Here is a 26,778-nt window from a genome sequence, read left to right as displayed (position 1 = left end):
AATCGCCCTCTAAGCGACGCGGCCGCCGACCCGGCTCCTGAGTCGAAATCGCCAGCCAAGCGAGCGAGCGGCTAAACCTGGTGGCTGGCTGGCAGCGATGGGAGGCACTTGTGGTGAGTCGATGCGATGGGGCCGGTGAATAATCTGGTTGCTCAATCCGTGCCATAATTCGCCTACCGAACAATACCGAACAACCCTCAATACTGCGATTCAAACTAGCTACTTGCAACCCTCGTTGTATTTGCGGTACATTGGAAATCACGAGAAACGGGGACTTTTAGCAATAAAAGGCCGGTGAAAAAGCTGAACTTCGGAACCGAGGGTTGGGGGTTCGAATCCCTCCGGGTGTATTTTGCGGGTTCTCCCCATACCATTCGCAGTCATCAAAGCTCCGTTTTCACGGGGCTTTTGCTTTGGGTTGATGGCTGGGGGTGCCTCCTGATCTCGTAGCGATTGCCCCTCCAAACTTAGATCAGGGTCCCTTGCCGGTTTCAGGGCTTAGGTGGTTTGCAGGTAGTACGTTTCCGCGATGTCCCCGCTATGACCAAACCAGTCGTTGAGGGCGTGGTTCGCGAACCGCCCCGATCACTCTTTCTCGGTTCACACCGAAGCCCTCAAGTTCATGAACGGCTTCACTCCCGCCCGCTCAACGAACCGGGTGAACGTCGCCCTCAGCTTCCCTTCGCTGTGTGTTCAGCCCCGCAGGCCGATGGAACCGTCGAGAGAGGCCCCGGGATGCACGTGAGCTCCCAAATGGTCTGATGCACGCTCCAGGCTGGTTCAAACAGTGAAATGGATTGACGCTTCTATTTCTCGTCCTGTTCCAAAGGTCGGCAGGAAGTCGTAATTGACAACATTTCCTGCGAAGGTCGTCCTCGCTTGGATGCCCGGTCCTTTGACGATCATCGGCACGCGAATGCCACCCTGCCAAACCCACCATTTGCGAGCGTGATGTGGTTGCGTCAGGCCCGGAAGAAACGAGTGTCGGTAACGAATGGCACTGTTGAGCGGCGCGCCCCTTGGGCTTAACGGCCTAGGACACTTGCTCGCGTGTCGGCTTTTTGGTTCCACGTTGTGATGTTGGCATCGGCGACTGCCCTTGAGAACTGCCCGTTGATCTGATGTCGCCCCCTGAAGGAACTGTCGACGCAGCTGAGTCAATTTTTCGTTCATGAGCTTCACGACATGAAAGCGATCAAAGACAATCGCGGCGCTGGGGAGGTTTGCCTTGACGGCCGAAATGTAGGCCGCTGACATGTCCATCGCGACTGCCTTGAACTGCCCACGCCTGCATCTCAATCGGGTCCCGAATGGAGTCAGCGATCCATCGGATTTGCCTTCGCCCACAAAGACAATGGCTCCGGAATTCGGGTCCATTGCCAGCGTTAGATCACGATGCCCCTTGCCGATGCAGATCTCGCCGATCGCGATCCGACGAACATCTCTCAACGAAGGCGTGGCAAAATGCTTTCGGTGATACGCCTTCCGGATTTCTATGATGGCACCCCACGAGATGCCCAGTCGATCGGCCACGTCTTTGATCGTCATGCTCTACAATATTGAAAAAGGATATCGATGAAACGACCAACGTGGCTCGGCAGCATCCAGCGATCGTCCAGAGGCTCACAAACGAACTCGACGTCGCCAAACAAGAGATCGGCTGCCACGATTAGATTGGCAAGAACTCCCGCAGGAAAGAATTTTGAATCCATGAGAGACAAATTGATCTCCACGCTCTGTGCTTCGTTGATTGCCTGCGGAACGTTTTCAACCGCGTTGGCAGAGAGTGCTCGTCCAGCCAAACCCAACATCGTTCTGATTCTTACTGACGATCTTGGCTGGCAGGATGTTGGCTGCTATGACGTCGATGAGCCGTCACCGTATGAGACGCCCAACATCGACCAACTTGCGGAAGAAGGCATCAAGTTTTGGCAGGCCTATTCGCCCGCGCCGACTTGTGCCCCATCACGCGTTGCGATTCTTTCTGGCAAGCATCCCGCGCGGTCACAGAAGACGCATGTCGTTGGTGGCGGACCGCCGGCGCCTTACAAGAACAATAGCGCGGTCATCTCGCCTTGGTACAGCGGGCGGATGAATCTGAGCGAAATTACGATTGCCGAGGCACTCAAGACGAACGGCTACACCACCGGTGCCATCGGAAAATGGCACTGTGCGATCAGTCATCACGCCTTTCCGCAGCCAACCGACCAGGGATTCGATTACGCGCGGATGGATATCGGCGTTACCAGCAAAATGAAGCCCCATCGGCTGACCGGCTTTGCGACCAGCGCGAAGGACGATCCCTACCGACTTGATGAAGATGGTTTTCCGCGCGATCAAAATTCCCAAGACGCTCTGGACTTCCTGCAGCAGCACAAGGGCGATCCGTTCTTTCTCTACTACTGTACCTGGCTTGTCCACACGCCGATTCATTCTCGCAGCGAGACCTTACTGCGGAAGTATTGCGAGAAACTGGACGTGCCGTTCCCCACCGATCCGAAGGGTTGGGCGATGGGAGGTCAAAAGAATCCTTACTATGCGGCGATGGTCGAACTGCTGGACCATTACGTCGGCGACCTGCTGACTTACCTCCGACAGACTGACGATCCACGTTGGCCTGGCCATCAGCTGGTTGAAAACACGTACATCATTTTCACCTCCGACAATGGTGGCATGGAACAACATCCGGGCGAAGTCATCACCGACAACTATCCGTTGGACAAAGGCAAGATCAACGCCAAGGAAGGTGGTGTCCGAGTACCTTTGATCATCAAGGGACCAGGTCTGATGGCCGGCGTGGAATCAAACGCGATGATCAATGGACTCGATTTCTATCCGACCATCCTGAGTTGGACGGGAACGAGCAAACCGAAAGCTCAACAATTAGATGGCCTCGATCTCGCCCCGTTTTTAAAGTCCGACCTTACCGACAGCGGCCTGATTGCCGGCGCAGAAGGCGAGCCTCGAGACACGATGATGTGGCACTTCCCGCATTCCTCGATGCAGTCCACCATCCGCCAAGGCCGATTCAAACTAATTCGCAACTGGAGCGAATACCTGCTGCCCCATCGTCCTGCCCTAGAGCTTTACGAGTTGTATGACGCGGCCGGAAAGCGAGTCGACATCGAAGAGTCCCATAACCTTGCCGATTCCATGCCGGCGAAGGCGCGGGAACTGAACAACCGTTTGCAAACACATCTGGACGAGATGAAGGCCAGCCCACCCTATTTGAACCCGACTTGCAAAGCCTCGCTGTTCGCCAAGGACAAAGTGTGCACGCCTCTCGAGCACGGCCGTCAAGGCAATCGCGTCTGGGTCGCGTACCGTGAAAATGGAGCGAAAGTTGTTTCCGCCAATCTCATCTACACGGACAATGGAAATCACAAGTACGAGGAATGGTATCGCCTGCCTGCGACAATCGAGGGCGAGAACAAAGTCTCCGCACGGCTACCCGACAACGCTACGCACTACGTCTTCAACCTAATTGACGAAAACCATTTCCTCGTTAGCTACCCCCGCATGAAAACGCAAGCCGACACATCCGAACCCTATTCCAGCAAAGCAATTCCAGCCAAATGAATTGCCAACAGAACGTTGTGGACACCGATCAAGAACCAAGCCGAAACTGACAACTCGCGAAAACACTCATTCGATTACTCAGCCTCCTCCTGCTCACGAGTTCGACGACGTTGGCAGGGGAGTAACCGTCTAATGCTGCCTTGATCTTTACCGATGACGTCGGGTATGCGCGCCTTATCGAGAGGTTCTTTTCGTTCCCGCAGCGGGTGGGGAGATTGAGTGGGAGGGGACGGGGGAGTTTAAGTGAGAGTTTAAGTGAGAGTTTAAGTGAGAGTTTAAGTGAGAGTTTGAGTGAGAGTTTGAGTGAGAGTTTGAGTGAGAGTTTGAGTGAGAGTTTGAGTGAGAGTTTGAGTGAGAGTTTGAGTGAGAGTTTGAGTGAGAGTTTGAGTGAGAGTTTGAGTGAGAGTTTGAGTGAGAGTTTGAGTGAGAGTTTAAGTGAGAGTTTGAGTGAGAGTTTAAGTGAGAGTTTAAGTGAGAGTTTAAGTGAGAGTTTAAGTTTTCGATGGAGGATGGAAGAAGATGAAACAGCTAACCCATGAGTCGCTCACTGTTTACCAGCGTTCCATCGAGTTCGTTGCATGGGCAGCAGAGATGGCGAGGACCGCCAAGCTCACGGGCGTCATGCTCGATCAATTTAAGCGGGCTTTCGTTTCAATTCCGCTCAACATCGCTGAAGGTTCCGGCAAACACACACGCAAAGACCAAGCACGCTTTTATGATATCGCTCGCGGGTCGGCTTTGGAGTGTGGGGCATGCCTGGACGTACTCGTCGCGATGAAACTGGTTAACCCGATCGATATCGAGCGGGGCAAATCAACACTAGGAGAAATCGTCGCGATGCTGACCGCATTGACCAAAAGCATTGCCGGCGATCGCGCTCGAGAAGACAACGAATCGTATTCAAAAGACCCTGATAACTAAAACTTAAACTTAAACTTAAACTCAAACTCAAACTCAAACTCAAACTCAAACTCAAACTCAAACTCAAACTCAAACTCAAACTCAAACTCAAACTCAAACTCAAACTCAAACTCAAACTCAAACTCAAACTCAAACTCAAACCTAAACTTAAACTCAAACTCAAACTCAAACTCAAACCCTCCCTTCCCCCCCTACAACAACCAGGCGGGGAGCTCAAGCAAGAGTTCAATGGCAACGAGCGTGAGTCTGCTTCGTGTCTTTCCTGGCTGAATCCATGCCCGCCACAACGGAGCGACTGCGATGACGGCGACCATCGCCCCCCCGACGCCCTGGGGCACACAACGCGGTGCTCCACCCCCGTGACACCAATAGCGGTGCGTACGCAAGTCGTGGCTCAGTGGGACCGATCCCGGTACCTGGAGAGTGTTTTATGCAACGCAGTGAAATGGGCTCTGCCGTGCCTTCTTTCAATAATTCACGGCCCCGCCGCGCACTGGTTTCTGTCGCTCGCTCTTCCACCACTGGTCAGGGCCTTCCGCTTCAATATCGCGCCAGACTTCGAGAAGCCGCTTCTTCATCTGTTCCGTCTTCATTGGCATCGAAGCGGCCAAGTCATTTTCTTCCTTCCAGTCTTTTTGGATTTCGTACAGCTGGAACTCTGTTAACGTTTCATTGCCGACCAGTTTCCAGTCGCCGATGCGCAGAGCCACGCGGTCACCGGGTGGCGAAACGTGGGTTCGCCAGAACAGCGGGATCTTGCGCTCGACCGGTTGACCTGCGAAGGCAGGCACCATGCTGACGCCGTCGATCGTGCGATCCTTTGGCAGCGGGATGCCCGCGATGTCCAGAACCGTGGCAAAAATATCCGTGCCAATCACGGGAACGTCGCTAACCGTCCCGGGCTTGATATGCCCCGGCCAGCGAGCAACTCCGGGCACCCGGATCCCGCCTTCATGGTCGCTGCGTTTATTGCCTCGCAAGCCGCCCGAAGATCCTCCGAAAGCGGGCACGGGACCGTTGTCCGATGTAAAAAACAGGAGTGTGTTCTCGCTGACTCCTTGCGCGTCGAGTGCATCCATGACCATTCCCAACGCATGGTCCAATTGCGTGATATTCCCCATGTACTTGCTGTTCTCATGCCCCTTGTACAACGATTCGAATCGCGAGTCGGTTGCGATCGGCGAATGAGGTTCGTGCATCCATACCGACATGGCAAACGGCTTGGAGGGATCATGGATGTCTTTCAGCCAGTGTGCTGCCTCGGCCGCAACGAGCTGCGCCGAGTAGCCTTCGAGCTGACCGACCGGCTCGCCGTTGCGAACGAAGTTATCAGGGTTCTCGTGGCTGGGGCTGGCGTTGTTTTGAGTGTACATCCAATAGTCAAAGCCGTGATCGCCCGGCTGGGGATACTCGGGACGATTGAACTGCTGTCTCGAGAGCAGATGCCACTTTCCGACATGACAGGTTTCGTATCCGATCTCCTTGAGCAACTCTGGATAGGTAATCTCGCTAGCCCGTAGGTGAGCCTCGTGATTCCCTGACAGATGCCGATAGACGCCGTTGCGATACGGGGTCCGCCCTGTCAGGATCGCTGATCGCGATGGCGAGCAGACACCGCAGGCCGAATAGCACTGAGAAAACTTCACACCCTGCGCCGCCAGCCTGTCAAGATTGGGCGTCTGAATCAGTTCGTGACCGTAAGGAGCCGAATCTCCCCAGCCCATATCGTCCGCGACGACAACAACAACATTGGGCTTGTCCGGTTCAACAGCCTGCAAACGAGCCATCGAACTGAATAACAGCAATAACAGCGTGAGTGTGATCCGCATTGATGGGTCCCTATTGAGTAACGATGAACCGACTTCAAAAACGCCTTCGCGCTGCAAACGATCGACTGCCACAGCACGAAGCGTTTAGCTGATCCACCTGAATTGACTCGAAATCTGTATTGAGAATAGCTGGCACGACATACTATCGAATCTCAACAGAGAGTTCCTGAAATGCCGTGTTTTCGCCGTTGCCAGCATTCGAAATAGGCGAAACGGCCCAGACGATCCATCGGAACTGACCGAGCGACTTGCCGTCAGGTGCCCGCAGGGACGCGGCCGTGAAATTCGCTTCCGCCCCGTCGGTTGTATCGATGGTCCCCAGCGGGGTAAACCGACTGAGGTCCCACCCCGGATCGGTCGCGGCGGCGCTGCCGTACAAGGTTAGCTTTTGAGCGCCGCGACGGCCCTTCCAATGATGTGACCAACTGGTGATGGCCGAAACAGCCTGCACGGTGCCTAAATCCATTTTATAAGCACCATTGTGAATGCCGTTTTTAAAGACGGGACCAATTCCTTCAACCAGCTTACCATCGGTCAACGACGCCGCAGGATCGTTGCTGGTTTCCTGGTTCACCGTTACCACGCCAACCCCCTGCTGTGGCTTGAGTTGCACAAAGCCGTCCGCTTTGGAGCCGGATTCGATAACGACTGACGAGTCTGGGACATTGGGAATCGGCGAAAACTCATAGCCTTCCAAGTCGACCTCTTTCGTGCCCTGCAAGGCTTTGGACGCGTCGCTTTGAATCGCATTGGAAACGTGTTGCATCTGATCGGTAACAATTTCGAACGCCCAGGCATACTGACTTTTGCCCAAGTCTGTCGGCGGAGTGATCGCCAAACCTTGAGGCGTGAGTTCCCAATGCACGTCCGCTTTCGATCCGAGCAACCTGACCGACTTGACGCTTGTCCCCGACCAACCGGCAGTGGGCGTGATCGTGAAGGAAGCACTGGGTTTCGCAAGTTTGATCGCGTAGAGTTTTTTGCCATTGGTTGTAAAGACGAGGTGTTCATCCTGTTGCTCGGAAACCTTCCAGTAGCGGCTACCATAGATCGCGTCCGCATTGATCCGGAGCCAGTCGCCCATGGCATGCAGACGCTCGACCTGAGGCTCGGGAATAGTGCCGTCCTCTTTCGGGCCGATATTGATCAAGAAATTTCCGTTGCGGCTAATCACCTCGAGCATCTCATGAATGACGCTCTCGACGGTCTTGTATCGATCGCCCTCCTTGTATCCGAAAGAGGAGCCGAAGGTCGTGCAGCTCTGCCACTTGGGGCCGATCACCTCGAGCTTCAGGTTGTCCTTCTCCAGGCAGCCCACTCCGTCGGGCCAGTTCCGGTTTCCTCCCTTGTTGTTCACATAGACCGGTTGCCCACGTTCTGCCCCGTCATTCATGAAGTCGGTGATCATGCCGCGCACCTGATCGTCGAGGTAGGCAATCTCTGGCTTCGCCTTACCACGACGGACTTGATTGCCATCGCGAGTGTAGATCGGAAAATCATCCATCCACAGCATGTCGGGATGATACTTTGCCTGAATCTCTTTCCATCGAGCAACATAGTCGTCAACAAATTCCTTCGTAAAGCCAAAGGGACCGTAGAGTGACGCGGCTTCGGGAACGCGTCTGATCTCTTCTGCAATATCCGCTTGGGGCTCAGCGTTAACGACATACAGCTTTTTGGCGAAAAACGAACTGTGACGCTCACGGTGATAGGACGGTGCATACTTCAGCCCCAGCTTGCGCACCGCCTTGCCCAAATCGCCGACCAGGTCGCGATGTGGTCCCATGTCCACGGCGTTCCACGGCGTCAGGTCCGAATCCCAGTTGGCCCATCCGTCGTGATGCTCCGCCGTCAGCACCACATACTTCGCTCCGACTTCGGAGAACAGCTCCGCCCACTCGTCTGGGTTCCAATTTGCAGCCGTGAAGTCGGGAATAATATCCTTGTACCCGAAATCGGGCGGGCTCGCGCCCCAGCGCTGCTTCATGTAGGGATAGTAGTGTTCCGGATCCGCATAAAGCAGCTTGGGAACGTGTTCCGCATAGCCGCCTCCCTTGCGGTAGCCGATCGCACTGTACGGCCCCCAGTGTATGAAGATGCCGATCTTGCCGTCATCAAACCAGGCCGGCACCGGCATCTTCTGAAGTGATTCCCAACTGCCGTCATACCGAGGCTCCGCGGACATCGTGACTTGCGTCTGCAAGAATACCAACACCAGAAGGATCAGTAATTTGGGTATTTGATTTCTTAAACGCTGGTACATGGCTGCAATGATCTCTCGGTAAATGAAATGAAAACTGCGTTCTAACATTGGTATGGATCGATACTCTGCCACATCGGTCTGCGATAGATGGACCGCATCGATCTCCACGAACCGATACGCAGGTATCCCCCAGAGGAGCTGTCAGCCGGAATCGAGAAGACTGCCAGCATTGTCCGCCAAACAAAAGCTATCCATCTCGGCCGGAAGTGCGATCGTGGCGTTTCCATCAAGTATACCTCTTTTCTATTTCTGCTGATGCCGTGACTTGGTAAGGAACGAGCGGGAAATGACTGTCTGAAATTGTGGTCGAACGCTCCGCGGTCGACCATTCCGACCGCGGAGCGTTCGACCACTTATCTTCCGCTCGTTCCTAAGTCGCATCGCCTAAGGACACCAGGAACAATAAGTAACGGGTTTACCGTAGTGGATCTTGTTAAAGATCCTGTTCTGGATGGATCTTTAACAAGATCCACTACGCCAGTATTGATCCCGCGTTGCTAATGTGCGCCCCGAACAGTGTTTCCTTCTCTGGTTCCAAGTCACGTGAAAACCGCCTATTCGTTACTTTTTAGCGGCCTGCAATCCGACCTTTGAAATATCGAAGGGTACGATACCGAGTTTCAATGCTGGCGAATTCGGCCTGAGTCGGAAGTCGCCAGTGGAAGGATCAACGAAAAGCGGGTCGACAGCCAGACTGTGGCTATCAACTCCATCAGCTTGCTGTTTTTCCAGCATCGCCGCGCCCAGTTCAGGATCCGTGGCGCTATAGTAAATATTGTAGTCCGTATCGGCATCCTGGGATCTCGCCAGAGAACGCCCTCGACGATCCTCCGATTTCCTGCCATTGCCGGGAGCCAACTCATCGATGAAGACGGTGTCTTTGCCCGTGGAATAGAAGATGTTTCGCTTGATCACGGCACCGGCCAATGGGCCCTCTCTTAGTGACAAGTAAAATCCGCGTGGCGGTGCAAGAATATCAGCGATAATGTTGTTCTCGGCGCGGTTGTTCAATTTCAGAATGATGCCCTGAGCCATGCACTTGTAAATCAGGTTCTCGGCAATCAGTGTATCTCGCTGCCCGCCGTCGGTTCGAATCGCCGCCTGCATGAGCATCGGAGTCACCAAATGATGAATGTAATTGCGACGAATCACATTCCCCGCCCCTGCGCCACGAATGTAGATCCCATTTCCGTCTCCCATTTTTTCCATCACATTGTGTATCTCGTTGTACTCGATGAGATTACCGCGAGAATGGAGGTAGGGACGAACATCCTCGGGCGTTGGATTCCTGGGTAGGTCACCGATTTCATGCTTCCGGATGGTCCGAGCAAGCTCGCGACCACCTCTCTCAAAAAAGTGTGTCATGAACCCTGAGACGATCATTCCGCAGTACGGCATGTGGTGGAGCAGGTTATTCGCCACATGATTCTGGCCGCTTTGCCAGATCATAATGCCGGGCGAATGCAGATAGATTCGCCCAATGTGATGAATATGATTGTTATCGACGAGATTGCCTGCATTCACATCCTTCGTCCCTGGGCCGTAGCCGCATAGCAGGATGCCGGCACCTCCCAAATGCTCAATATGATTGCCCGACAACTTATTGTTCCGCCCATGCAGATCCACCCGGATCGCACCGCTTCCACTGTGGGAAAAATGGCATTGCTCAACAGTGCAGTTCTCTGTTCCACGCAATCGCACCAAGGCATTTGGCTTGTCAAGCATGTCCCAATCGTGCTGCAATCCAGCATCCTCTCGAGTCAGGGTGTATCGGTCACCGTGCATGAATGTGAGTCCCCGAAAACAGAGATTGCGTACGGGAATGTCTTGGGGGCCCTGCTTGTCGACTTCACCTTCGACTCGGATCAGTTCGATCAGCTGTGGAGCCATCACCGGAGACTCATTCCTCGGCCACAGGTAGACTTTCCCTTGCTTGGTATCGAGAACCCATTCACCGGGCTCGTCGAGTTCCTCGAGCACATTTTCAATCCAACACGATTCCGTGGTCGGCAGAAAATGAAGTGGGTTCATGGCATACGTTGCATCGATTGATGTGCTCGCGAGCTGCTTGTCTTCGTCGACAGAAACCAGGGGCAACACATTGGATATCCATGCATGATGTGGACGGACGATGATCTCGACGTCTTCGACGTTGGGCCAATTCTTCAGTCTGCCCTTCGGGAAATGCAGTCGATTGCGACTGCCGCCGGCTAGAGGGATAAAACCTGCAGAGCGGGCTCGCGGCAGCATCCCCTCAGCATCATAGAGAGTGAAGAACCGGCCCGAGACATCGGCCATCCACACCTCGCCCTTTGCCTCCTTTGGCAAGCCCGGAAGGTCGCCGGGTACCTTTTCCCAACCTTTGATTTCCTGTCCTGAGCTGAACACTGGCTTTTCACCCGGATAGGCGGCGTAGGTCACCGTCGCACCGCCTTGCAACGAATCCGCAAGACCGAAAACAATCGTCTCCTTCAGTTGGTAGGTTCCTTCTCGAATGAGAACAACGACGTCCGATATTCCCTCATTTTTGAGTTCCCCAACGGCATCCCGAGCATGCTCCAACGTCGCAAACGGCCCATCACTTCCCTCCGAATTGGGCTCAGCGAGCGTACCGGACCAACTGTCTGATCCGCTGGGAGAAATAAAGAAGTCAGCCTGTGTCTGTGCAGCGGAGCATACCGCTGCGTTGATCAGGACCAACATCACAATCGCTAGGTATTTCATTTTCATTTCCGCTTGCTTTTTTCGTTGATGGTAGCACGCACCCAGCCCGCCGAACTTAGGAATGGGCGAAAAATAAGTGGCCGAACGCTCCGCGGTCGGAATGCTCGACCGCGGAATGCTCGACCGCGGAATGCTCGACGCCGGAATGTTCGACCGCGGAATACTCGACCGCGGAGCGTTCGGCCACAATTTCAGACAGTCATTTCCCGCTCGTTCGCTACCTCGCAGCCAACCAGGGCCGTCATGGGTATTCTTGACTATCCCGTCGCGGCCGGCCGTTTTGATACTGATGGGAAGTAGAGCATAGTCGACGTAGTGGATCGCGAGAATAAAGTTGTTCATCGGTCTTATTTTTCCTGCCTGCGTCGCTCTTGATTCAAGGCTCTGCTCTGCTGGGAGGCCTTCGCCGTAGACGCAGATCCGAACGAGAAGTCTTTCTCAGTGACGGAAATCTCTCGATCGAAAAGCTGTACGTAGCGTTGGTAGTCGTTGTAATCGACCGCTTGCGTCTTCCACTTTGCGAGTTCCTGTGCGTATCGCATGCGCATGGATTCAAGCACGGCAGCCCTATCAGGATCGTCGGCGAGGTTCGTCAGTTCCAGAGGATCGCCCTGAGTGTCAAACAACTCCTCGACTGGCTCCATGCTGTCGTCGCCATACCACCAATACGTGTACTTGTACTGCCTGGTCAGGCAACTCAGGCTTTGCGTTGGCAGGGCACCCCAGGTATTGATAAAAGCCAACTGTTCGTGCCCACCCTCGTTTGGATCCTGCAATAATTCCAGCAGACTCTTTCCATCCATGCTTGGTGGGATCGGCAGGCCAGCCAGTGCCAGGATTGTCGGCGCGAAGTCGATGTTTCCTGTCAACCGATCGCAGCGAACGTGTTTGCCGTTTAGCAGACTACGTGGGGCATAAATCATCAGCGGGGCACGAGACGATTCTTCCATCGGCAGAACCTTCGAGCCGTAGCCGTGCGAGCCGCAGATATAGCCATTGTCGCTGGTGTATATGACGACCGTGTTTTCCGCCACGCCCTGCGCCTTCAGTTCGTCGCGAATCATTCCAATGGCGACGTCGATTCCGTACACCTGTTGATGATACTTGGCCATTTCGCCGTCGTAATCCGTGTCGTACTTCCAATCGCTGAACCGAGGATACTGGCGTCCTGCTTTACTCTGGGGCGACAGGTGCTCACCGAACTCCCGGCCGAAGTTTGCCGGCTTGGTAAATCGCTTTCCTGCGTAAACGTCGTCGAAACGCGGATCAGGGATCGCCGGCTTGTGGGGTGCTTTGAAACTGATCGACAGACAGAACGGCTTCTTTTGCTTGACCGCCTCGCGGATCACGTCCTGTCCGAACGCTCCATATGACAATGTTGAATGAGGGTACTTGGCGGCATACCTCTGCATCGACTTGTTCTTTGCCGTCACGTATTCCGTCTGACCAGGACTACCACCCCAGAAATCGAAGTCGTCTTCGCAAAGCCCTTTGCCTTCAACCAGCATTCCGAATTTCCCGGCGAATGCAGTTAGATACCCGGCATTACGTAAAAGGACCGGATAGGATTGTTCCCAAACCTGCGGTTTCATGTCGCCATGTGAGAAATTGCATCCGGTTTTATATTCGTACATTCCCGTAAACACATTCGCACGACTTGCCATGCAGATCGCCGTCGTGTTGTAGTGTTTGTCGAACACCACGCCGTCACGTGCGAGCTGGTCCATATTCGGCGTTTGGGCATCCTTGTTCCCATAACATCCAACCGAGTACGTACTTTGATCGTCTGCCAACAAAAAGACGATGTTCGGTGTTGCAATCGTGGCATCATTCGCACACGCCAGTGAACCGGGGATCGCCTGTAAAACAAACGAAACTGCGATCAACAGGAGAGTTTGAACGTTTTGCATTGGAGAAGAGGGCTTGAAAGTCACCGGCGTATCGAACTTGATCATGGGTATCACCTTGATAGCTTCTCGCTAACGTTGGACAGGCTGTTGTTGCTTGGAGAAAAGACGAGCCCGTTGGGCTGGGTTAGGCAAACCGTTGGACCTTCGGTCCGAAGAGTCACCCAATGGAAAAACAGATGTGACGGGATCATTCGAAGAGCACAACCTTTCGGGGCGAAGCCCTCGCACGAAAAATGGGTGGTCTCTTTTCTTTCCTCTTCCCCTGCGGGTTGACGAACCGATTTCTTATCTCGCGTAGTCGTTCCCGGACCAACTATCCAGGACAGATCGCTGCCATTTCTCTAAGTCGTTGCGCATTCTCACAACCCGATCAGGATATTGACTTGATACGTCCTCGGACTCCATGGGATCATCCTGAAGTTGGTAGAGTTCCCATTGGATCTCTCCACCGGGTTGTTCCTGAATTCGATGGAGTTTCCATGGCCACTCGTTCCACGCTGCGTGACCATGGAGGTCAGTCTTATCGCGTACAGGAAAGTCGTTCACGTTTTTGAGAATCCTGCCAGGATGAGGGTTGTCAGCTCCTGCCTGCTGGGCCTCCATCAGGCTCTTGATGACCCTATCGCTCCACGTGCCTTGACCGGACATGTAGCCATGCCAAAAACCCATCGGGGGATGTTCTGTGACGTCTCCATCCAGGTAGGGAAGGATCGAGATTCCATCCAACGTTGGCTGATGTTCAACCTTGGCACCCGCGATCTCCAACAAGGTGGGGTAGATGTCTGAAGAATTCACCGGCGCATCGAGCTCTCCGTGCGGATACCGCGCCGGCCATTCGAGGATCGCGGGCACTCGCAGTCCACCTTCGTAGACAGAGCCCTTTCTCATTCGCCCACCGGATGACTCGGTAACCAGTCCGCCATTATCACTGTGAAAGAGGAACAGCGTGTTGTCCGCGATGCCCAGCTCGCGAAGGCTCTTTCGCAATCGCCCTACCTGCTGATCGAGCAGCGTTATCTCACGAAAATAGCCGGCGTGCTCGTGCCCCTGATAGAGATTCTCTGCGTCTGGGATGTTTTGGGGCACCTCACCAAATGGGTCATGAGGGGACGGCACCCAAGTCACGGCGAGCATGGGCTTGCCACCGCCTCGATGTCTGCTCAGAAAATCAATGGTCGCATCCATACTGATGACGGTACCCGCACCCTCGAGATGCTCGTAGTGGCCGTTGCGGCTAAGGAAGGGATCGTTGTCAAAGAAATTCAGTCCCGAGAGCCATTCATCGAATCCCTGTCCGCCCGGCGAGGTCGGGCTGTTTGGTTGTATGGAACCAATATGCCATTTACCAAAATGCCCCGTCACGTACCCAGCGGACTGCAACGCCTCAGCGATGGTCGTCTCATGGGGACGCAGGTAGTGGCCGTGATTGGGTACGTTGCCCCGAAACGGATGACGACCGGTCATGACACTCGCGCGAGTCGGGGAACAGACAGGCGCGGCGGCATAAAAACGATTGAACACGACACCGGATTCCGCCATGCGGTCGAGATGAGGCGTTTTGACAAAAGGGTGGCCGGTATAACCGGTGTCCCCATAGCCAAGATCATCCGCCATCACCAGAACAATGTTGGGCCGTTCTTCACCAGCGAGAAGGGTCGTCCATGGCAGAGCCAGCACGAGCCCTATCACAAGAAGAACGATTTTGATCGGTGAAGTCATTGTCTGCATTCCTCGTTGTAGGTTGATCGAATCAAGACGCCATCTTCGATCGGATGAGCTCTCGAAAATGCGTCACGGTGTTCTCGGCAGACGCGACAACACGGATGCGTTCGCCCAGGACCGGCGGACGCCTGAGATTGCATGGGTGAAGGGCATCGAACTCATCGGGCGTTGTGCGTGGGTACTGGATCATACCCTGGATTCGCCGTGAGAAACGAAATCACGCTCGGCAGAGATGCCGCTTGGGAAAAAATCTCCCCGTCGCCGGTGCGTCGACCTCGCGACCGGGAGACAGCACAACGCTTCGAATCAGAGTTCGCCGCCCCCAAGTCCCAAGTCCCCAGTCCCCAGTCCCCAGTCCCCAGTCCCCAGTCCCCAGTCCCCAGTCCCAAGTCCCCAGTCCCCAGTCCCCAGTCCCCAGTCCCCAGTCCCCAGTCCCCAGTCCCCAGTCCCCAGTCCCCAGTCGCCAGTCGTCAGTCGTCAGTCGTCAGTCGTCAGTCGTCAGTCGTCAGTCGTCAGTCGGTGAAATCGACGTTCTGGCGGGACTGGCAACACGGCGTATTTTTTCGTTGCCGCTTACTTCCCATCACCAAGTTGCAGTAACACGTTGCCGGAATTCGGAATGACATCGACGGAGGCACCGGATTGGATCAGTTGGTCGATCTCCATCACTTCCAAGACCGTATCAAGCACCTCGGGGTCGTTCTTGGCGATCTCGTTGAGCTTCCGACCCACGATCTCAGGTCGTGCGGCGGCGGCCTCTGCCATTTTCTGGCTCACTTTGAATGCCGTCTCGCTCTTGATCAGGCCGACGCGGTTCTCGCCGTCCTGCTTCATCGCGCTGGTGACCTGCACCAAGCGTTTGACCACCTTTTCGGTAATATTATGGACCATCTGCATGTCCGTGAATTCGACCTTGCGGATGTAGACAGACCCGAGGCGATACCCCCATTTCTCCGATAGCGGCGACACGGCTTGCCGAACCGTCCGACTGAGGCTGTGCCGATTCTCGAGCATCGTCTCCATTTCGAGATTGCTCAGAGTTGAAATGGTCGAACTCGTCACATTCGCCTGCAGCGACCCATCAGGATTGGCGTTGATGAACAGGTAGGAGACAGGATCGGCAACTTGCATTTCGTACCAGATGCCGACACCCATCGGCGTCCCCTCTTCCGAGTTGACCATTTGACTCCGCAGATAGTGTTGTCGCAGGGCGGTGCTGACGACGTAGCGTTTTCCAAAGAACGGAATTAACATCGCCCGCGGTCCGAAGATTGAAATGGGAAAGTGCAACCCCGGACGGTTGAGTGTCCCGATGACTTTACCGAACAGGGTGAAGACCTGCGCCTCGCACTCCTGGACGCAGGTGTAGATACCGAATGCGCGGGCGAGGGTGAGTAACAGAGGGACGGTCGCGAATCCGACGATGAATAGGACAATGTGCATGATGAAATCTAAGTGGAAGGCAAGGGAGCAAGTCGGAATGAGTGCAGTTTCAACGTCTGCGAACGCTGCGGGTTTACGAGCGTTGCGGTTTGCTCAAGACGACTCGTGAGGCGAGACCGTGCAGTGGCACACGTGAGTTCCGCAGATAAGCCTGGAGACACTCCGACCCACCCTCTTTCTTGATCGACGCAAGTGTGCCGGCAAGTTCTTGCAACGGCGCGACTTCCGCGTGAGCATTGTTAGTCGCAATTTCAACCGCCCGGGCGCTCATCGTGATCTGTTGCTCGGCGTCGGCGCGGGCTGTACTGATGTCTGCGGCGACCTGGTTTCGAGTGCTATTGATCGCCGAGAGGGCGCGATCGACTTCCTGAGGTGGGTCAATCTCTGTGATCAAGGCTGCGTCGAGTTCGATGCCGTAGCGGCCCGTCGTCGATCGACACTGTTCTTCCATGTATTGGTTCAGTAGCGGCAGATTCTTACGCAGATCGTTGATCGAGACACCATCGGAAAGGTCGACCGAACTGCTACGCGAGGCGCCCTCAGGCAGCTCGTCCTCAACTTGCGTGCTGAGCAGGTTCGCACCCTTGGGATCGACAAAGTTTGCGATCCGTTCCCGCATGACCGAAACGAAAAAACCCATCACATGCTCGAGCGGGCTCGTCACACCAAACAAGAACGGATACAGATTGTTCTCGCTGACGCGGTAGCGGATCTGACCGTTGACGCCGGTGGTCAGATTGTCCTTCGTGACCGCTTCAATCGTCTCTTGACGTTTGGATGGATCCCACGCCAGGTCGACCGCTTGGGTTGCTACGTCAACACGGTGGACGGTCTCCCAAGGCAGTTTAAAGTAGGGCCCGCCCGGCCCGATCACACGCACCTGCGGATAGGTATATCGACGGCGTTCGTCTTCGCTGAGCGATGGATCGAGCGGGGATTCGATATCGGGCGACTCGGCAATCATGGGCAGCAATTCAGCGGCCCCGAAACGAGTTTTCACGGCGCGTTGATTAGGCGCCACGGTGTACAAACACCCCGGCAAAATCCGCATCGCCGCGTACGCCGCCAAACCAAGAAAAAACCAAGAAAAGATCATGCTGTGCGCTCGCTGAGAAGGAATACGTGGGGCGGGTGGGGGCCACTGACCACCAATTGTAGTCGGTCGTCCGGTGGCGCCACAGCTCCTAGGCGAGAATACAGCATGGATCGGGCGCGATTGTGCAGCGGAATCGTCGAACGGCTTGTTTCCACAACGAAAGCAGCACGACGCAACCGCTGCGTGAGCCTCGGAGAGATGAGCGATTTCGGATCGTTACTTTCGCTTTTTTCGGTGGCAAGATTAGCTGCGTAAGCGGCGCAACCCCTTCATCCCAATTTTCTTAGTTAATGGTCAATCTCACCCACCGCGATCGCCGATGACATAACTCATGCGACCCCATGGCGAGCCAGCGTGAGGATTGACTCAATCCCGCCCGAGCGTGCCGTGCGAGGGGACCATCATCGATCATGGACGGTCGAAAAAGCACGTTCTCTCCATACCTTGGATCGATTTTGCACTCGCGTCGTTTTCTAAAATCGCTTTGCTTAGTGGTGTTGCTGGTCAACATCAGCGGTTGCTGCTGCATGCGACCGAAACCGTTGCAAACGGCGAGCGTCGTGCCACCAACCGCGATGGGTTTATGGAGCGACTGGTGGTCTTCGTCCACACAACACGATTCGACGTGTCGCTGCGACGGCGAGCTCGGTCGCCACGACGAGCTTGCCCTGACGGCCACACAGTCGCCGCTGGTGCTGGGGGAGAGTGCGTACATCATCGCCGAACGCCTCCATGCAAAGTGTGATGAACGAGCGGTCGATTATTGGGCTCGGGCAATTGCATGGTCAAGCGAAGCGATGCGGCAGGGTGACGGGCCTCAATGCGAGTCGGGGAGGTTCTCATTTGTGGCCCGCAAACAACGCGGTACCCAACGGGCTGGCCAAATTCACAAGAGTGCCATGATCCGGATCCTTTCGCAGGGTCAATCCTATGGTCGGCTCGATCCATCGTCACACCTGCTGATCAACGGGTCCGATCAAACGTATCGCATTCCCATCATCCATCATGGATTCGTTTGGAAGCGAAGCGACTTCCAACGCTTGCTCGTATTCGAACCACCCGCCGAAGCGCCAGGCAACGTCTGCGGACGAGGCGTCCCCTTGGTGGTGCTATCGGCAATAAAACCGAGCAGAGATTCGCAACAGCGGGCTTGTGACGGCTATGAGACAGGCGATCGGACGCCAACGGACTGCGATTATTTCATTGATTCCCAAACACCGTTTGCCGCGACTGCGTTGATGGATATTCCCGTCACTCTCTTCCTCGATGGGCATTTCAATGGTGATCCCACATCGAGCCTGCCCCCTGTGGGTTCCGTGACGCTGGTGAACCCCTTGGTAGTTGAGCCTGGGAGCAATGGTGGCATCGACAACGGGCCCGCGATCGCGCAGTGCACATCGATGCCGCTGGACTATGCGCGGCAATCGAGTCAGTACAATCCGCTGACGGCGTTTCTCAGCGGCGACAATGGTATCGATCGCCCGCACCTGCGTTTCCTCGAACCCTACTCGGCCGAGAAAGTCCCGTTGATTTTAGTGCATGGACTGTTATCGGATCCGGCGGTCTTTTTGGAAATTGGCGAGGCGGTACGGGCCAACCCAGAGCTCCGCCAGCGGTATCAAATTTGGTTATTCCGGTATCCCACCGGTGATAACATGCTGAATTCAGCTGCCGCGTTGCGGCAAGAGCTTGCCGCTGCGTTCGCCTGCCAACAGGGTTGCGTCAGTCCGTCGTGCACCGCCGAAGGAATTCATCTCGGCGCAAACGATTCACCATCGCATCGTGCGGTAATCGTCGGTCACAGCATGGGCGGTTTAGTATCCAAGCTGCAGGTAACCGATAGCGGCGACCGATTATGGCGTTCGATCGCGAAGGTGCCCTTTGAACAATTGCGAGGTTCGCCCAAGCTCCTCCAACAATTGCACGAGTCGTTCTTCTTCCGCGCCAGCCCAGACATTGGTCGCGTGGTTTACATTGCCACACCTCATCGCGGTTCGCAGTGGGCGTCCCGATGCATCGGTCGGCTGGGTTCGACGCTGGCGGGAGTCTTGGGGCAGGAACGAGACGACTACGAGACGATTGTCCGCGACAATCCAGGCGTCTTCTCGGGTGAATACTCGGACTCGTTTCCGTCGAGTGTGGAATTAATGAGGCCCAACAGTCGCCTTTTACAGGAGCTCGCGGCGACACCCTCGTCGCCTTCGATCACCGTCGATTCCATCATTGGCGATTCCTGTTGGTGGCCTCGATCGGGTTGGTCCGACAGTGTCGTCCCCGTCACAAGCGCGTATCGCGCGAACGCGGAATCGACCACTCTCGTCGACGCAAGTCACACGACGATCCTACAATCACCAGCGGCCCAGAAAACGCTCCTGGAAATCCTGAGAGTTCATTTATTGACACTCCCCCCAATCGTCTCGAATTCTCCTGCCGAGATCGAAGACATTGAGCTGGACCTCAATCAGGCTTTGCTCGAGATCTAAGCACCCGCATACCAGTATTCGAGCCAAACGCTGTTGAACCGCGTACCCATCGGGCCGCGTACCTACCGGGCCGCGTGCCCACCGGGCCGAGTACCCATCGGGCTCCACATTGACGGGCCGTATGGAATCCATGAGATTGGGGGGCGTCCCAGGCTCCGGATGAGTTGCTGATCAACATTCCTTTTTAATCTCAATCATGTTTAGCGATGATGGACCCGAATCAAATTGCGATCGATGCCCTGCGTGCAGCAACCGCCGCTGCGCCGGGGAATATTGAATTAGTGCGTCAACTCTGCGAACTGTTGATGCGGGTTGGTCGCGATGAGGAAGCCGAGGAGCAGGCCAAGGCCGCATCCGCTCGGTTTCCCGATCGTCACAACTTCACGCTTCTGATGGCGCAGATCTTCTTTCGCCGCGGAAAGGACTCGCATGCGTCAGCGATTGTGGAAACGTTGCTGAAGGCGGACCGCGACGATGCTTCGGTGCTGTTGCTACAATGCCGATTGCAGCAACGCCGCGGTGACATTCGCGGTGCGGTCGCGACGTACCAAGACGCCGTTTCCAATGACGAGTCGGCGCGCGACGCCGAACTCGAGAGTCTGCTGGGACTGCGTAACTTCAACGAATCCGACGAGGGCAAAATCCCCGATGCGGTCGGCCTGCCACTGCCGGATTCCGACGGTGGCGATGACGAGAGCGAGCTTCCCGACCTCGAGGCAAACCTGTCCGACGGTTTTGAATCGGTCGGCGGCATGGATGCGGTCAAGGAACAGATCCGGCTGAAGATTATCTATCCGCTGCAGCATGCTGAGATGTACGCCGCCTATGGAAAGAAGGTCGGTGGTGGGATCCTGCTGTATGGGCCTCCCGGTTGTGGCAAGACACACCTCGCCCGCGCGACCGCCGGTGAAGTCGGTGCCGGCTTCCTCTCGGTTGGGATCAGCGACGTCCTGGACATGTGGGTGGGCAGCAGCGAAAAAAACCTGCATGCGATCTTTGACAAGGCACGCCGCAGCAAACCCTGCGTGTTGTTCTTCGATGAAGTCGATGCACTCGGTGCGAGCCGCAGTGACATGCGCCGCAGCGGGGGACGTCAAATGATCAATCAATTTCTCAGCGAACTCGATGGCGTCGAAAGCAACAACGATGGTGTCTTGATCCTGGCAGCAACCAACACGCCTTGGCACCTCGACAGTGCATTTCGGCGGCCGGGAAGATTTGATCGTGTGATTTTTGTCCCCCCACCGGATTCCAAGGGCCGTGAGGCAGTGCTGGCCATTCAACTACGCGGCAAACCCACTGACTCGGTTGACCACGCGAAAGTGGCGGCCAAGACCGAGGGATTTTCAGGGGCGGATTTAAAGTCGGTCATCGACGTCTGTGTCGAGCAAAAACTCACCGAGGCGATTGCGACGGGGATGCCCAAACCCATCGTGACGAAGGATCTTCTCGCCGCGGCGAAAACGATTCGCCCGTCGGTCAATGAATGGTTTGCCACGGCGCGAAACCATGCTCTGTATGCAAACGAAGGCGGCGTCTATGACGAGGTGCTGGACTACTTGAAGGTAAAACGCTGATGTCAAATGACCCGAGTGAAACCATCCTACGACGTGCTTCGATGCTGTTGGAGCAACGACGTTACAGCGCCGCCCAATCGGAACTGCGGCAGGTGTTGGCGGAGTATCCCGAGCACACCTATGCCCACGCATTGCTATCACTGGCATTGGCGCAAGACGAGAGAGTGGGCGACGCGGCGCGAACGCCGGAGCATCGTGAGCAACTGATCGAAGCGACCCGGCATGCGGAACTGGCGATCGCGAGCGATCCCAACGACGCGTTGGGTTTTTATGCGTTGGCGTTCTCAAGGCTGCAACGTGGCGATTGCCCAGCGGCGATTGAGGCTGGACAAACTGCGATTGCCTTGGATCCCTACGATGCCGATTCGCACGCGATCGTCGCCGGAGCGCAATTGCAAAGCCGCCGCTACGCCGAGGCACTCGAGACGGCTGAGCGAGGATTGAAAGTTGATCCCGAGCACGGTTCCTGCACGAACATCCGCAGTCTCGCGTTGGAGCGGCTCGGACGTGGGGGCGACGCGATCGAAGCGGCCAAGGCCCAACTCAGTCGCCAACCCGACGACTCAACCGCGCATGCTGCGGTCGCATATGCGCACCTCAACCGTGGCGAATACAAACAGGCACAGCTCTCCTTTCGCGAAGCGTTGCGTCTCGATCCCACGGACGAGTTCGCACGCCGGGGGATGATTGAAGCGATCAATTCGAGCAATATTTTCTACCGCACACTGCACCGCTATTTCGTGTGGATGGGGCGTCTCGATCAACGCGTGGCGTTTGCGCTGATGATCGGATTCTATCTATTGATCCGAAACATCGATCGCCTGGCCGAAACGGTTCCGTTTCTAGCGCCGTACACCAGTGTCATCGTGATTGTCTATGTGATCTTTGCTCTGACCACCTGGATCGCCTCGCCGCTCATGAATACCGCACTGCGACTGCATCCCTTCGGTCGACACCTACTCAACGGCAAGGAACGGTTGACATCAACATTCATCGCACTGCTGATGAGCCTGGCGTTGCTGATCCTCGTCGGGGGTCTGATCTGGTTCAATCTCACCTATGCGATGGCGGGAGTGATGTACTGCTTCTTGCTCGCGGTCTTCGTCGTCGCGACGATGAACATGCCCACACCCGCAGGCCGGATAGGCATTGGGATCGCGTCCGTCGTGGTCGCTATCCTGCCGTTTGCAGGCATGTTTCTCTATTTTATTTACGGCAGTCTCGCCATCCAGCTCGGCAGTCAAATGCTAGCCGCCCGAACCCGGTCGTTTTAGCGGCCCCCTGCCATCTCCTCGAGCTGACGTCGGATTTCAATAGCGTCCGCGGTTGGGAGCTGAGACGCGACTGCTGACCTGAGGGGCCGTCGGCGCCTGCGTTATGTTGTGGGACGCCTTCCCGCGAAACTCAATGAACATCAGAGCGTCGGCCCGCCCGGCTGTTGTCCCGGTGATCGACGCAAAGTCGAGAAACGGAATGGCGGCTTGTTCACGATCGGGGCTGGCGATGACGCCGCAGGAGAGCAGCAGGACCATATCCGATGGCCAGCGGAATCGCTCGTGCAATCGCCAACTGACCAATTGGGGCACTTCGATCTTCGTACGGTGGACTTGCTGATTGGGCAGCGGCAGGTCGAGTTCGACGGGCACGAGCTTGTCGACTTGATCGATATTGGCATTGATCACGCAATCGAGTGTGCGTCCATCAATGTTGAGCAGCGGGCTCATTTCGAGCTGGTATCCCTCTTGAATTTCGCCCGTCTCCGGTTCATACGGCGGCCATCCCGCAGGGGAAGGTTTCACGTTGAGAACGTAGTTCCGGCCACGCATGCTGGCGATTTTTTTGGTTTGACCGTTATGCATCACCATATCGAGGGCTTGGACTTGCCGCACGTCCGTACGTTGCCGCAATAAATTCATCACGAGTGCAGCGTTCTCCTTGGTCAGTAACCACGCTTGAATGCCCGGCGTTTGGACGCTGACGTGCTGCATCAACATGTGCGCCCGACTCCGCCAGTTCGGACTACCCACCGTCATGACTTTGAGGTTCATTACTTGCGGGTCTTTGTCACCTGCGACGAATCGATCGACGATTCCGGCGATCACTTGGTGCATTTCATTGGTGTGGTAAACCGTTAGTTCGTCGCGATCGGCGGTCATAAATCCGAACGGCTCGGTGTGCCAGACATCCGTGCCGGTCTCGCGCACGATCCAGTCCACGACAGCTTGATGCGGCCGGTCCTCTGTCGTCAGATAGCCCGTGTAAGGGCGTAGGTCATAGACTCGCAACTCTTGGCCAGCCCCCCGCGGGAGCTCGCCACCTGTGCTGAGTCGGCCGGTCGATCCCCCCGAGGCTCCATTGGACGGCGGGTTCGGCGGAGGAGTCGCTTGCATGCTCGGGGGCGTATCGGCGCGGGGCACAAATCCGCCCTGCGGCGAGGATCCCTGCGGCAGTGTGGATGGTGGCCGAGCGACGGAACTCGACGGCAGGGGCGGTCCCTGAGCGAATCCATTCGAACTACTCAAACAGCCGATCACAAGTGGAAACGTCAACGCTGCTGCCAATGGGAACGATCCAATGAGGATTCGTGCGCTGGCGGCCAAAGCGGTTGGTTTGCGTCGCATGATGGATTTTTGTGGAGCAAGAGGAGCGGCGTCGAATTGCAGCCAACAGACTTTTGCGAGGCTGTCGGCAAGTAGTGCTGGCAGCTATAGGAATTTTTCATAAAATCCCGCAAGTCGAATCGGGAGAAAAAAGACTCACCGGCCCCGTCTATTCATTCTCACTGAGGTTCCATGACCGATTGAATTTGAGCCGCCTTTTTGCCTTTGAAGGCGCCCGCTGAGGCGTGGAACTTGGGAACACCTTGAATCGCCATTTCCAGCGGGTGATCGATTTCCTGCTCAGTCGTGATGATATCTCCCACCGACAGACCGAGCAGATCGCTGGTCTTGACCCGACTCCGAGCAAGTGTGACGACGACGTTGACGTTGGCCGCATCGATATTCTCGGCGATTTGCCGCCGCGTCTGATCCGTAGCCTGCGGATTTCCCTGATCCCCGCGGCGATGCGGCAAGAGCTGGTCACGATACCGTTCAATGGATTGAATCGGGATGCAAAGCGTCATTCGGCCGCAGTTTCGGCCCCATTGGACGGCGAAACCGACCTGCATCACGGGTTCATCCGGAAGTCCCACCGGCACGCGAAACGGCGTGCTCTCGATGGACTTCAGCTCTGGCGTCAGCGTGACAACATTTGCCCATGCGGGAATGAGTTGTTCCACGAACGCCCCGACGACCCGCGACATCAATCGATTCTCAATTTCCGTCAGGGGCCGACGAATGGACTCGCCGGGGACGGGGTCGCCGCCGAGCATACGGTCAATGATTGCGAAGGCCAGCGAAGGGTCGATGTCGAGCATCCAGTTCCCGCCCAAGGGCGCGGGCGTGATCACACCGAGGCAGCTCGGTTTTTCTCGAGACGACACAAAGTCGCGGTAGGCCAACTGGTCAATCTTGAGCAGTTTGACCTCGAGGGGGGTCCGCAACAGACGGGAGCATGAGCTCGCAAAGTCCCGGGCAAGGGATTCATGCAGCGACCAGAGAGCTTGGAGTTGCTCCGTGCCCATCCGGTCGGGGCGTGTAAAGTCGTAAGCCGTGACGGAGGGGTCGTTTGCGACGGTGCCTGCAGGCGACTGAGCGACTCCGTCGTGAGCGTTCGTCGCGGCCGCTGGCGTACTGGGAGATCGCCCTTCCTCCCCGTTGCCAGCCTCACCCCAATGGGCCGATTCCATTGCTCTACGCAAATTTGCGACTTGATTGGGGCTCAGCGATTCGGCGGACATCAAAAACCTCAGCTACGTACGTGACCGTTCCCACGTACGATGTACTTGTAGCTGGTCAGTTCCCGCAAGCCGCATGGGCCCCGGGCGTGAAACTTATCGGTGGAAATCCCAATTTCAGCGCCTAAACCGAACATCCCACCGTCATTGAACCGGGTGCTGGCGTTGACCATCACGGCCGCGCTATCGACCAGGTTCGTGAATTTCTCGGCGGTGGCAATGTCGTTGGTGATGATCGCCTCGGTGTGCCCCGACCCGTACTGGTCGATATGGTCGATCGCGGCATCGAGTGTATCGACGACCGCAATGCTGATCGTCGGCCCGAGGTACTCGGTTGCAAAATCTTCTGGCGTGGCGGGCACACCGCCCGGAACGTACTGGGCCGCCCGCTCGTCGACCCGCATCTCGATTCCCCGCGAGGCCAACCGCTCGGCGATCTTGGGCAGCACGTCCGCGGCAATTTCCTGGTGGACGAGCAGTGATTCGCATGCGTTGCAGACGCCCAAACGATGGCACTTTGCGTTTTCGACGACGTCCACCGCCATTTCAATGTCTGCGTTGGCGTCCACGTAAACGTGGCAATTTCCGTTGTAGTGCTTGATCACCGGCATGGTGGCTTCGCTCGCTACCCGGCGGATCAGTCCCTCACCACCGCGGGGGATGGTGACGTCAATCTGCTTGTCCATCTTCAAGAAGTGGCCCACCGCGGCGCGATCCGTCGTCGCGACCAACTGCACAGCATGCTCCGGAACACCGACCTTGCGGGCAACGTCAGAGAGCACATCGACGATCGCCCGACTGCTGTGCATGGCCTCCTTCCCGCCGCGCAAGATCACAGCATTGCCGCTCTTGACGCAGATTCCCGCCGCATCGGCAGTCACATTGGGGCGACTTTCGTAGATAAAGAACACCACACCGAGCGGCACCCGGCGTTTCTCAATCCGCATCCCACCCGGGCGGGTGAACCCATCGAGAATCTCCCCGATCGGATCCTTCAAGGCCGCGATCTCACGCAGCCCGGTGGCGATTCCCTCGATACGGCCCGCATCAAGACGCAAGCGATCGACGCTGGCGTCGGTCAGCCCATAACCCGGGGCCGCAGCCAGATCCTTTTCATTGGCCGCCAGGATGGTGTCCGTGGCCGCGACAATCGCGTCCGCAGATTCCAGCAGCCAACGGTCCTTCGTCGTGGTATCAAGAGTCGCCAGCTGACGCGAGGCAGCCTTGGCAGCGGTAGCGATTGCGAGACAGGTTTCAGATAACTCAGCGGACATTTTGGTTCGAAATTTGTTAGAAATGCGTCGAGATCTGGTCGTCGCAGGCAACGACCACTTACACCATGAGTCTAGAGCAATGAGCAAGATTCCGCGACCGTCGAGGGCCTGAATACCAC

At 56.1% G+C, this 26,778-nt stretch carries 17 protein-coding genes; 6 read left to right on the top strand and 11 right to left on the bottom strand.

The features are described from left to right. Positions 1–780: 780 nt before the first annotated feature. Positions 781–1,548 (bottom strand): transposase, encoded by a 768-nt coding sequence (locus SH410x_RS08085; protein WP_473676013.1) that lies wholly within the window; start codon positions 1,546–1,548, stop codon positions 781–783. Positions 1,549–1,710: 162 nt separating this feature from the next. Between SH410x_RS08085 and SH410x_RS08080 the strand changes: the two genes are divergently transcribed. Further along, positions 1,711–3,579, top strand: a complete 1,869-nt coding sequence (locus SH410x_RS08080) for a sulfatase (RefSeq protein ID WP_473676012.1) — start codon at positions 1,711–1,713, stop codon at positions 3,577–3,579. Positions 3,580–4,098: 519 nt separating this feature from the next. After that, positions 4,099–4,500: a four helix bundle protein gene (locus SH410x_RS08075; protein ID WP_473676011.1), complete on the top strand. Its 402-nt coding sequence runs from the start codon at positions 4,099–4,101 to the stop codon at positions 4,498–4,500. Positions 4,501–4,967: 467 nt separating this feature from the next. Here SH410x_RS08075 and SH410x_RS08070 read toward each other — a convergent pair whose 3' ends face one another. From SH410x_RS08070 to SH410x_RS08050, 5 genes are all read right to left on the bottom strand, one after another. After that, positions 4,968–6,287 (bottom strand): sulfatase-like hydrolase/transferase, encoded by a 1,320-nt coding sequence (locus SH410x_RS08070; RefSeq protein ID WP_473677267.1) that lies wholly within the window; start codon positions 6,285–6,287, stop codon positions 4,968–4,970. 184 nt (positions 6,288–6,471) lie between these two features. Beyond that, positions 6,472–8,640 (bottom strand): alpha-L-fucosidase, encoded by a 2,169-nt coding sequence (locus SH410x_RS08065; RefSeq protein ID WP_473676010.1) that lies wholly within the window; start codon positions 8,638–8,640, stop codon positions 6,472–6,474. Positions 8,641–9,153: 513 nt separating this feature from the next. Continuing rightward, positions 9,154–11,295, bottom strand: a complete 2,142-nt coding sequence (locus SH410x_RS08060; protein WP_473677266.1) for a right-handed parallel beta-helix repeat-containing protein — start codon at positions 11,293–11,295, stop codon at positions 9,154–9,156. 368 nt (positions 11,296–11,663) lie between these two features. Continuing rightward, positions 11,664–13,271 (bottom strand): sulfatase family protein, encoded by a 1,608-nt coding sequence (locus SH410x_RS08055; protein WP_473676009.1) that lies wholly within the window; start codon positions 13,269–13,271, stop codon positions 11,664–11,666. A gap of 240 nt (positions 13,272–13,511) precedes the next feature. Next, complete coding sequence (locus SH410x_RS08050) at positions 13,512–14,945, bottom strand: sulfatase family protein (protein WP_473676008.1); 1,434 nt, start codon at positions 14,943–14,945, stop codon at positions 13,512–13,514. 67 nt (positions 14,946–15,012) lie between these two features. Here SH410x_RS08050 and SH410x_RS08045 point away from each other — a divergent pair, with 67 nt between their 5' ends. Then, positions 15,013–15,156, top strand: a complete 144-nt coding sequence (locus SH410x_RS08045; protein ID WP_473676007.1) for a hypothetical protein — start codon at positions 15,013–15,015, stop codon at positions 15,154–15,156. 365 nt (positions 15,157–15,521) lie between these two features. On the opposite strand, the gene SH410x_RS08040 is transcribed toward SH410x_RS08045, so the two are convergent. Then, on the bottom strand, positions 15,522–16,391 hold the full coding sequence (locus SH410x_RS08040; protein ID WP_473676006.1) for an SPFH domain-containing protein: 870 nt from the start codon (positions 16,389–16,391) through the stop codon (positions 15,522–15,524). A gap of 73 nt (positions 16,392–16,464) precedes the next feature. Beyond that, the gene (locus tag SH410x_RS08035) at positions 16,465–17,487 is read right to left on the bottom strand and encodes an SPFH domain-containing protein (protein WP_473676005.1); all 1,023 of its coding nucleotides are present in this window, start codon (positions 17,485–17,487) and stop codon (positions 16,465–16,467) included. Positions 17,488–17,897: 410 nt separating this feature from the next. Between SH410x_RS08035 and SH410x_RS08030 the strand changes: the two genes are divergently transcribed. The 3 genes from SH410x_RS08030 to SH410x_RS08020 all read left to right on the top strand — a co-directional run bounded on the left by SH410x_RS08030 (position 17,898) and on the right by SH410x_RS08020 (position 22,821). After that, on the top strand, positions 17,898–19,970 hold the full coding sequence (locus SH410x_RS08030) for an esterase/lipase family protein (protein ID WP_473676004.1): 2,073 nt from the start codon (positions 17,898–17,900) through the stop codon (positions 19,968–19,970). 206 nt (positions 19,971–20,176) lie between these two features. Continuing rightward, positions 20,177–21,547 carry an AAA family ATPase gene (locus tag SH410x_RS08025; RefSeq protein ID WP_473676003.1) on the top strand — a complete coding sequence of 457 codons (1,371 nt, stop codon included), beginning with the start codon at positions 20,177–20,179 and terminating at the stop codon, positions 21,545–21,547. Further along, a complete protein-coding gene (locus SH410x_RS08020) occupies positions 21,547–22,821 on the top strand; it encodes a tetratricopeptide repeat protein (RefSeq protein WP_473676002.1) in 1,275 nt (424 codons plus the stop codon). Before SH410x_RS08025 ends, SH410x_RS08020 begins: the two co-directional genes overlap by 1 nt. Before the next feature lie 36 nt (positions 22,822–22,857). Here the strand turns inward: SH410x_RS08020 and SH410x_RS08015 are convergent, their stop codons facing one another. The 3 genes from SH410x_RS08015 to SH410x_RS08005 all read right to left on the bottom strand — a co-directional run bounded on the left by SH410x_RS08015 (position 22,858) and on the right by SH410x_RS08005 (position 26,659). Continuing rightward, positions 22,858–24,168 carry a hypothetical protein gene (locus tag SH410x_RS08015; RefSeq protein WP_473676001.1) on the bottom strand — a complete coding sequence of 437 codons (1,311 nt, stop codon included), beginning with the start codon at positions 24,166–24,168 and terminating at the stop codon, positions 22,858–22,860. 158 nt (positions 24,169–24,326) lie between these two features. Continuing rightward, positions 24,327–25,388 carry a flagellar motor switch protein FliM gene (locus SH410x_RS08010; RefSeq protein ID WP_473676000.1) on the bottom strand — a complete coding sequence of 354 codons (1,062 nt, stop codon included), beginning with the start codon at positions 25,386–25,388 and terminating at the stop codon, positions 24,327–24,329. An 8-nt stretch (positions 25,389–25,396) separates the two neighbouring features. Next, the gene (locus SH410x_RS08005; protein WP_473675999.1) at positions 25,397–26,659 is read right to left on the bottom strand and encodes a glutamate-5-semialdehyde dehydrogenase; all 1,263 of its coding nucleotides are present in this window, start codon (positions 26,657–26,659) and stop codon (positions 25,397–25,399) included. Between the last annotated feature and the right edge of the window lie 119 nt (positions 26,660–26,778).

This window comes from Rhodopirellula sp. SH410, from assembly GCF_055811895.1.
This window is presented reverse-complemented; position numbering and strand designations above follow the sequence as displayed.

Coding starts and splice junctions, on each gene's coding strand:
- SH410x_RS08085 (WP_473676013.1), bottom strand. CDS start 1,548: ATGACGATCAAAGACGTGGCCGATCGACTGGGCATCTCGTGGGGTGCC.
- SH410x_RS08080 (WP_473676012.1), top strand. CDS start 1,711: ATGAGAGACAAATTGATCTCCACGCTCTGTGCTTCGTTGATTGCCTGC.
- SH410x_RS08075 (WP_473676011.1), top strand. CDS start 4,099: ATGAAACAGCTAACCCATGAGTCGCTCACTGTTTACCAGCGTTCCATC.
- SH410x_RS08070 (WP_473677267.1), bottom strand. CDS start 6,287: ATGGCTCGTTTGCAGGCTGTTGAACCGGACAAGCCCAATGTTGTTGTT.
- SH410x_RS08065 (WP_473676010.1), bottom strand. CDS start 8,640: ATGTTAGAACGCAGTTTTCATTTCATTTACCGAGAGATCATTGCAGCC.
- SH410x_RS08060 (WP_473677266.1), bottom strand. CDS start 11,295: ATGTTGGTCCTGATCAACGCAGCGGTATGCTCCGCTGCACAGACACAG.
- SH410x_RS08055 (WP_473676009.1), bottom strand. CDS start 13,271: ATGATCAAGTTCGATACGCCGGTGACTTTCAAGCCCTCTTCTCCAATG.
- SH410x_RS08050 (WP_473676008.1), bottom strand. CDS start 14,945: ATGACTTCACCGATCAAAATCGTTCTTCTTGTGATAGGGCTCGTGCTG.
- SH410x_RS08045 (WP_473676007.1), top strand. CDS start 15,013: ATGCGTCACGGTGTTCTCGGCAGACGCGACAACACGGATGCGTTCGCC.
- SH410x_RS08040 (WP_473676006.1), bottom strand. CDS start 16,391: ATGCACATTGTCCTATTCATCGTCGGATTCGCGACCGTCCCTCTGTTA.
- SH410x_RS08035 (WP_473676005.1), bottom strand. CDS start 17,487: ATGATCTTTTCTTGGTTTTTTCTTGGTTTGGCGGCGTACGCGGCGATG.
- SH410x_RS08030 (WP_473676004.1), top strand. CDS start 17,898: ATGGACGGTCGAAAAAGCACGTTCTCTCCATACCTTGGATCGATTTTG.
- SH410x_RS08025 (WP_473676003.1), top strand. CDS start 20,177: ATGATGGACCCGAATCAAATTGCGATCGATGCCCTGCGTGCAGCAACC.
- SH410x_RS08020 (WP_473676002.1), top strand. CDS start 21,547: ATGTCAAATGACCCGAGTGAAACCATCCTACGACGTGCTTCGATGCTG.
- SH410x_RS08015 (WP_473676001.1), bottom strand. CDS start 24,168: ATGCGACGCAAACCAACCGCTTTGGCCGCCAGCGCACGAATCCTCATT.
- SH410x_RS08010 (WP_473676000.1), bottom strand. CDS start 25,388: ATGTCCGCCGAATCGCTGAGCCCCAATCAAGTCGCAAATTTGCGTAGA.
- SH410x_RS08005 (WP_473675999.1), bottom strand. CDS start 26,659: ATGTCCGCTGAGTTATCTGAAACCTGTCTCGCAATCGCTACCGCTGCC.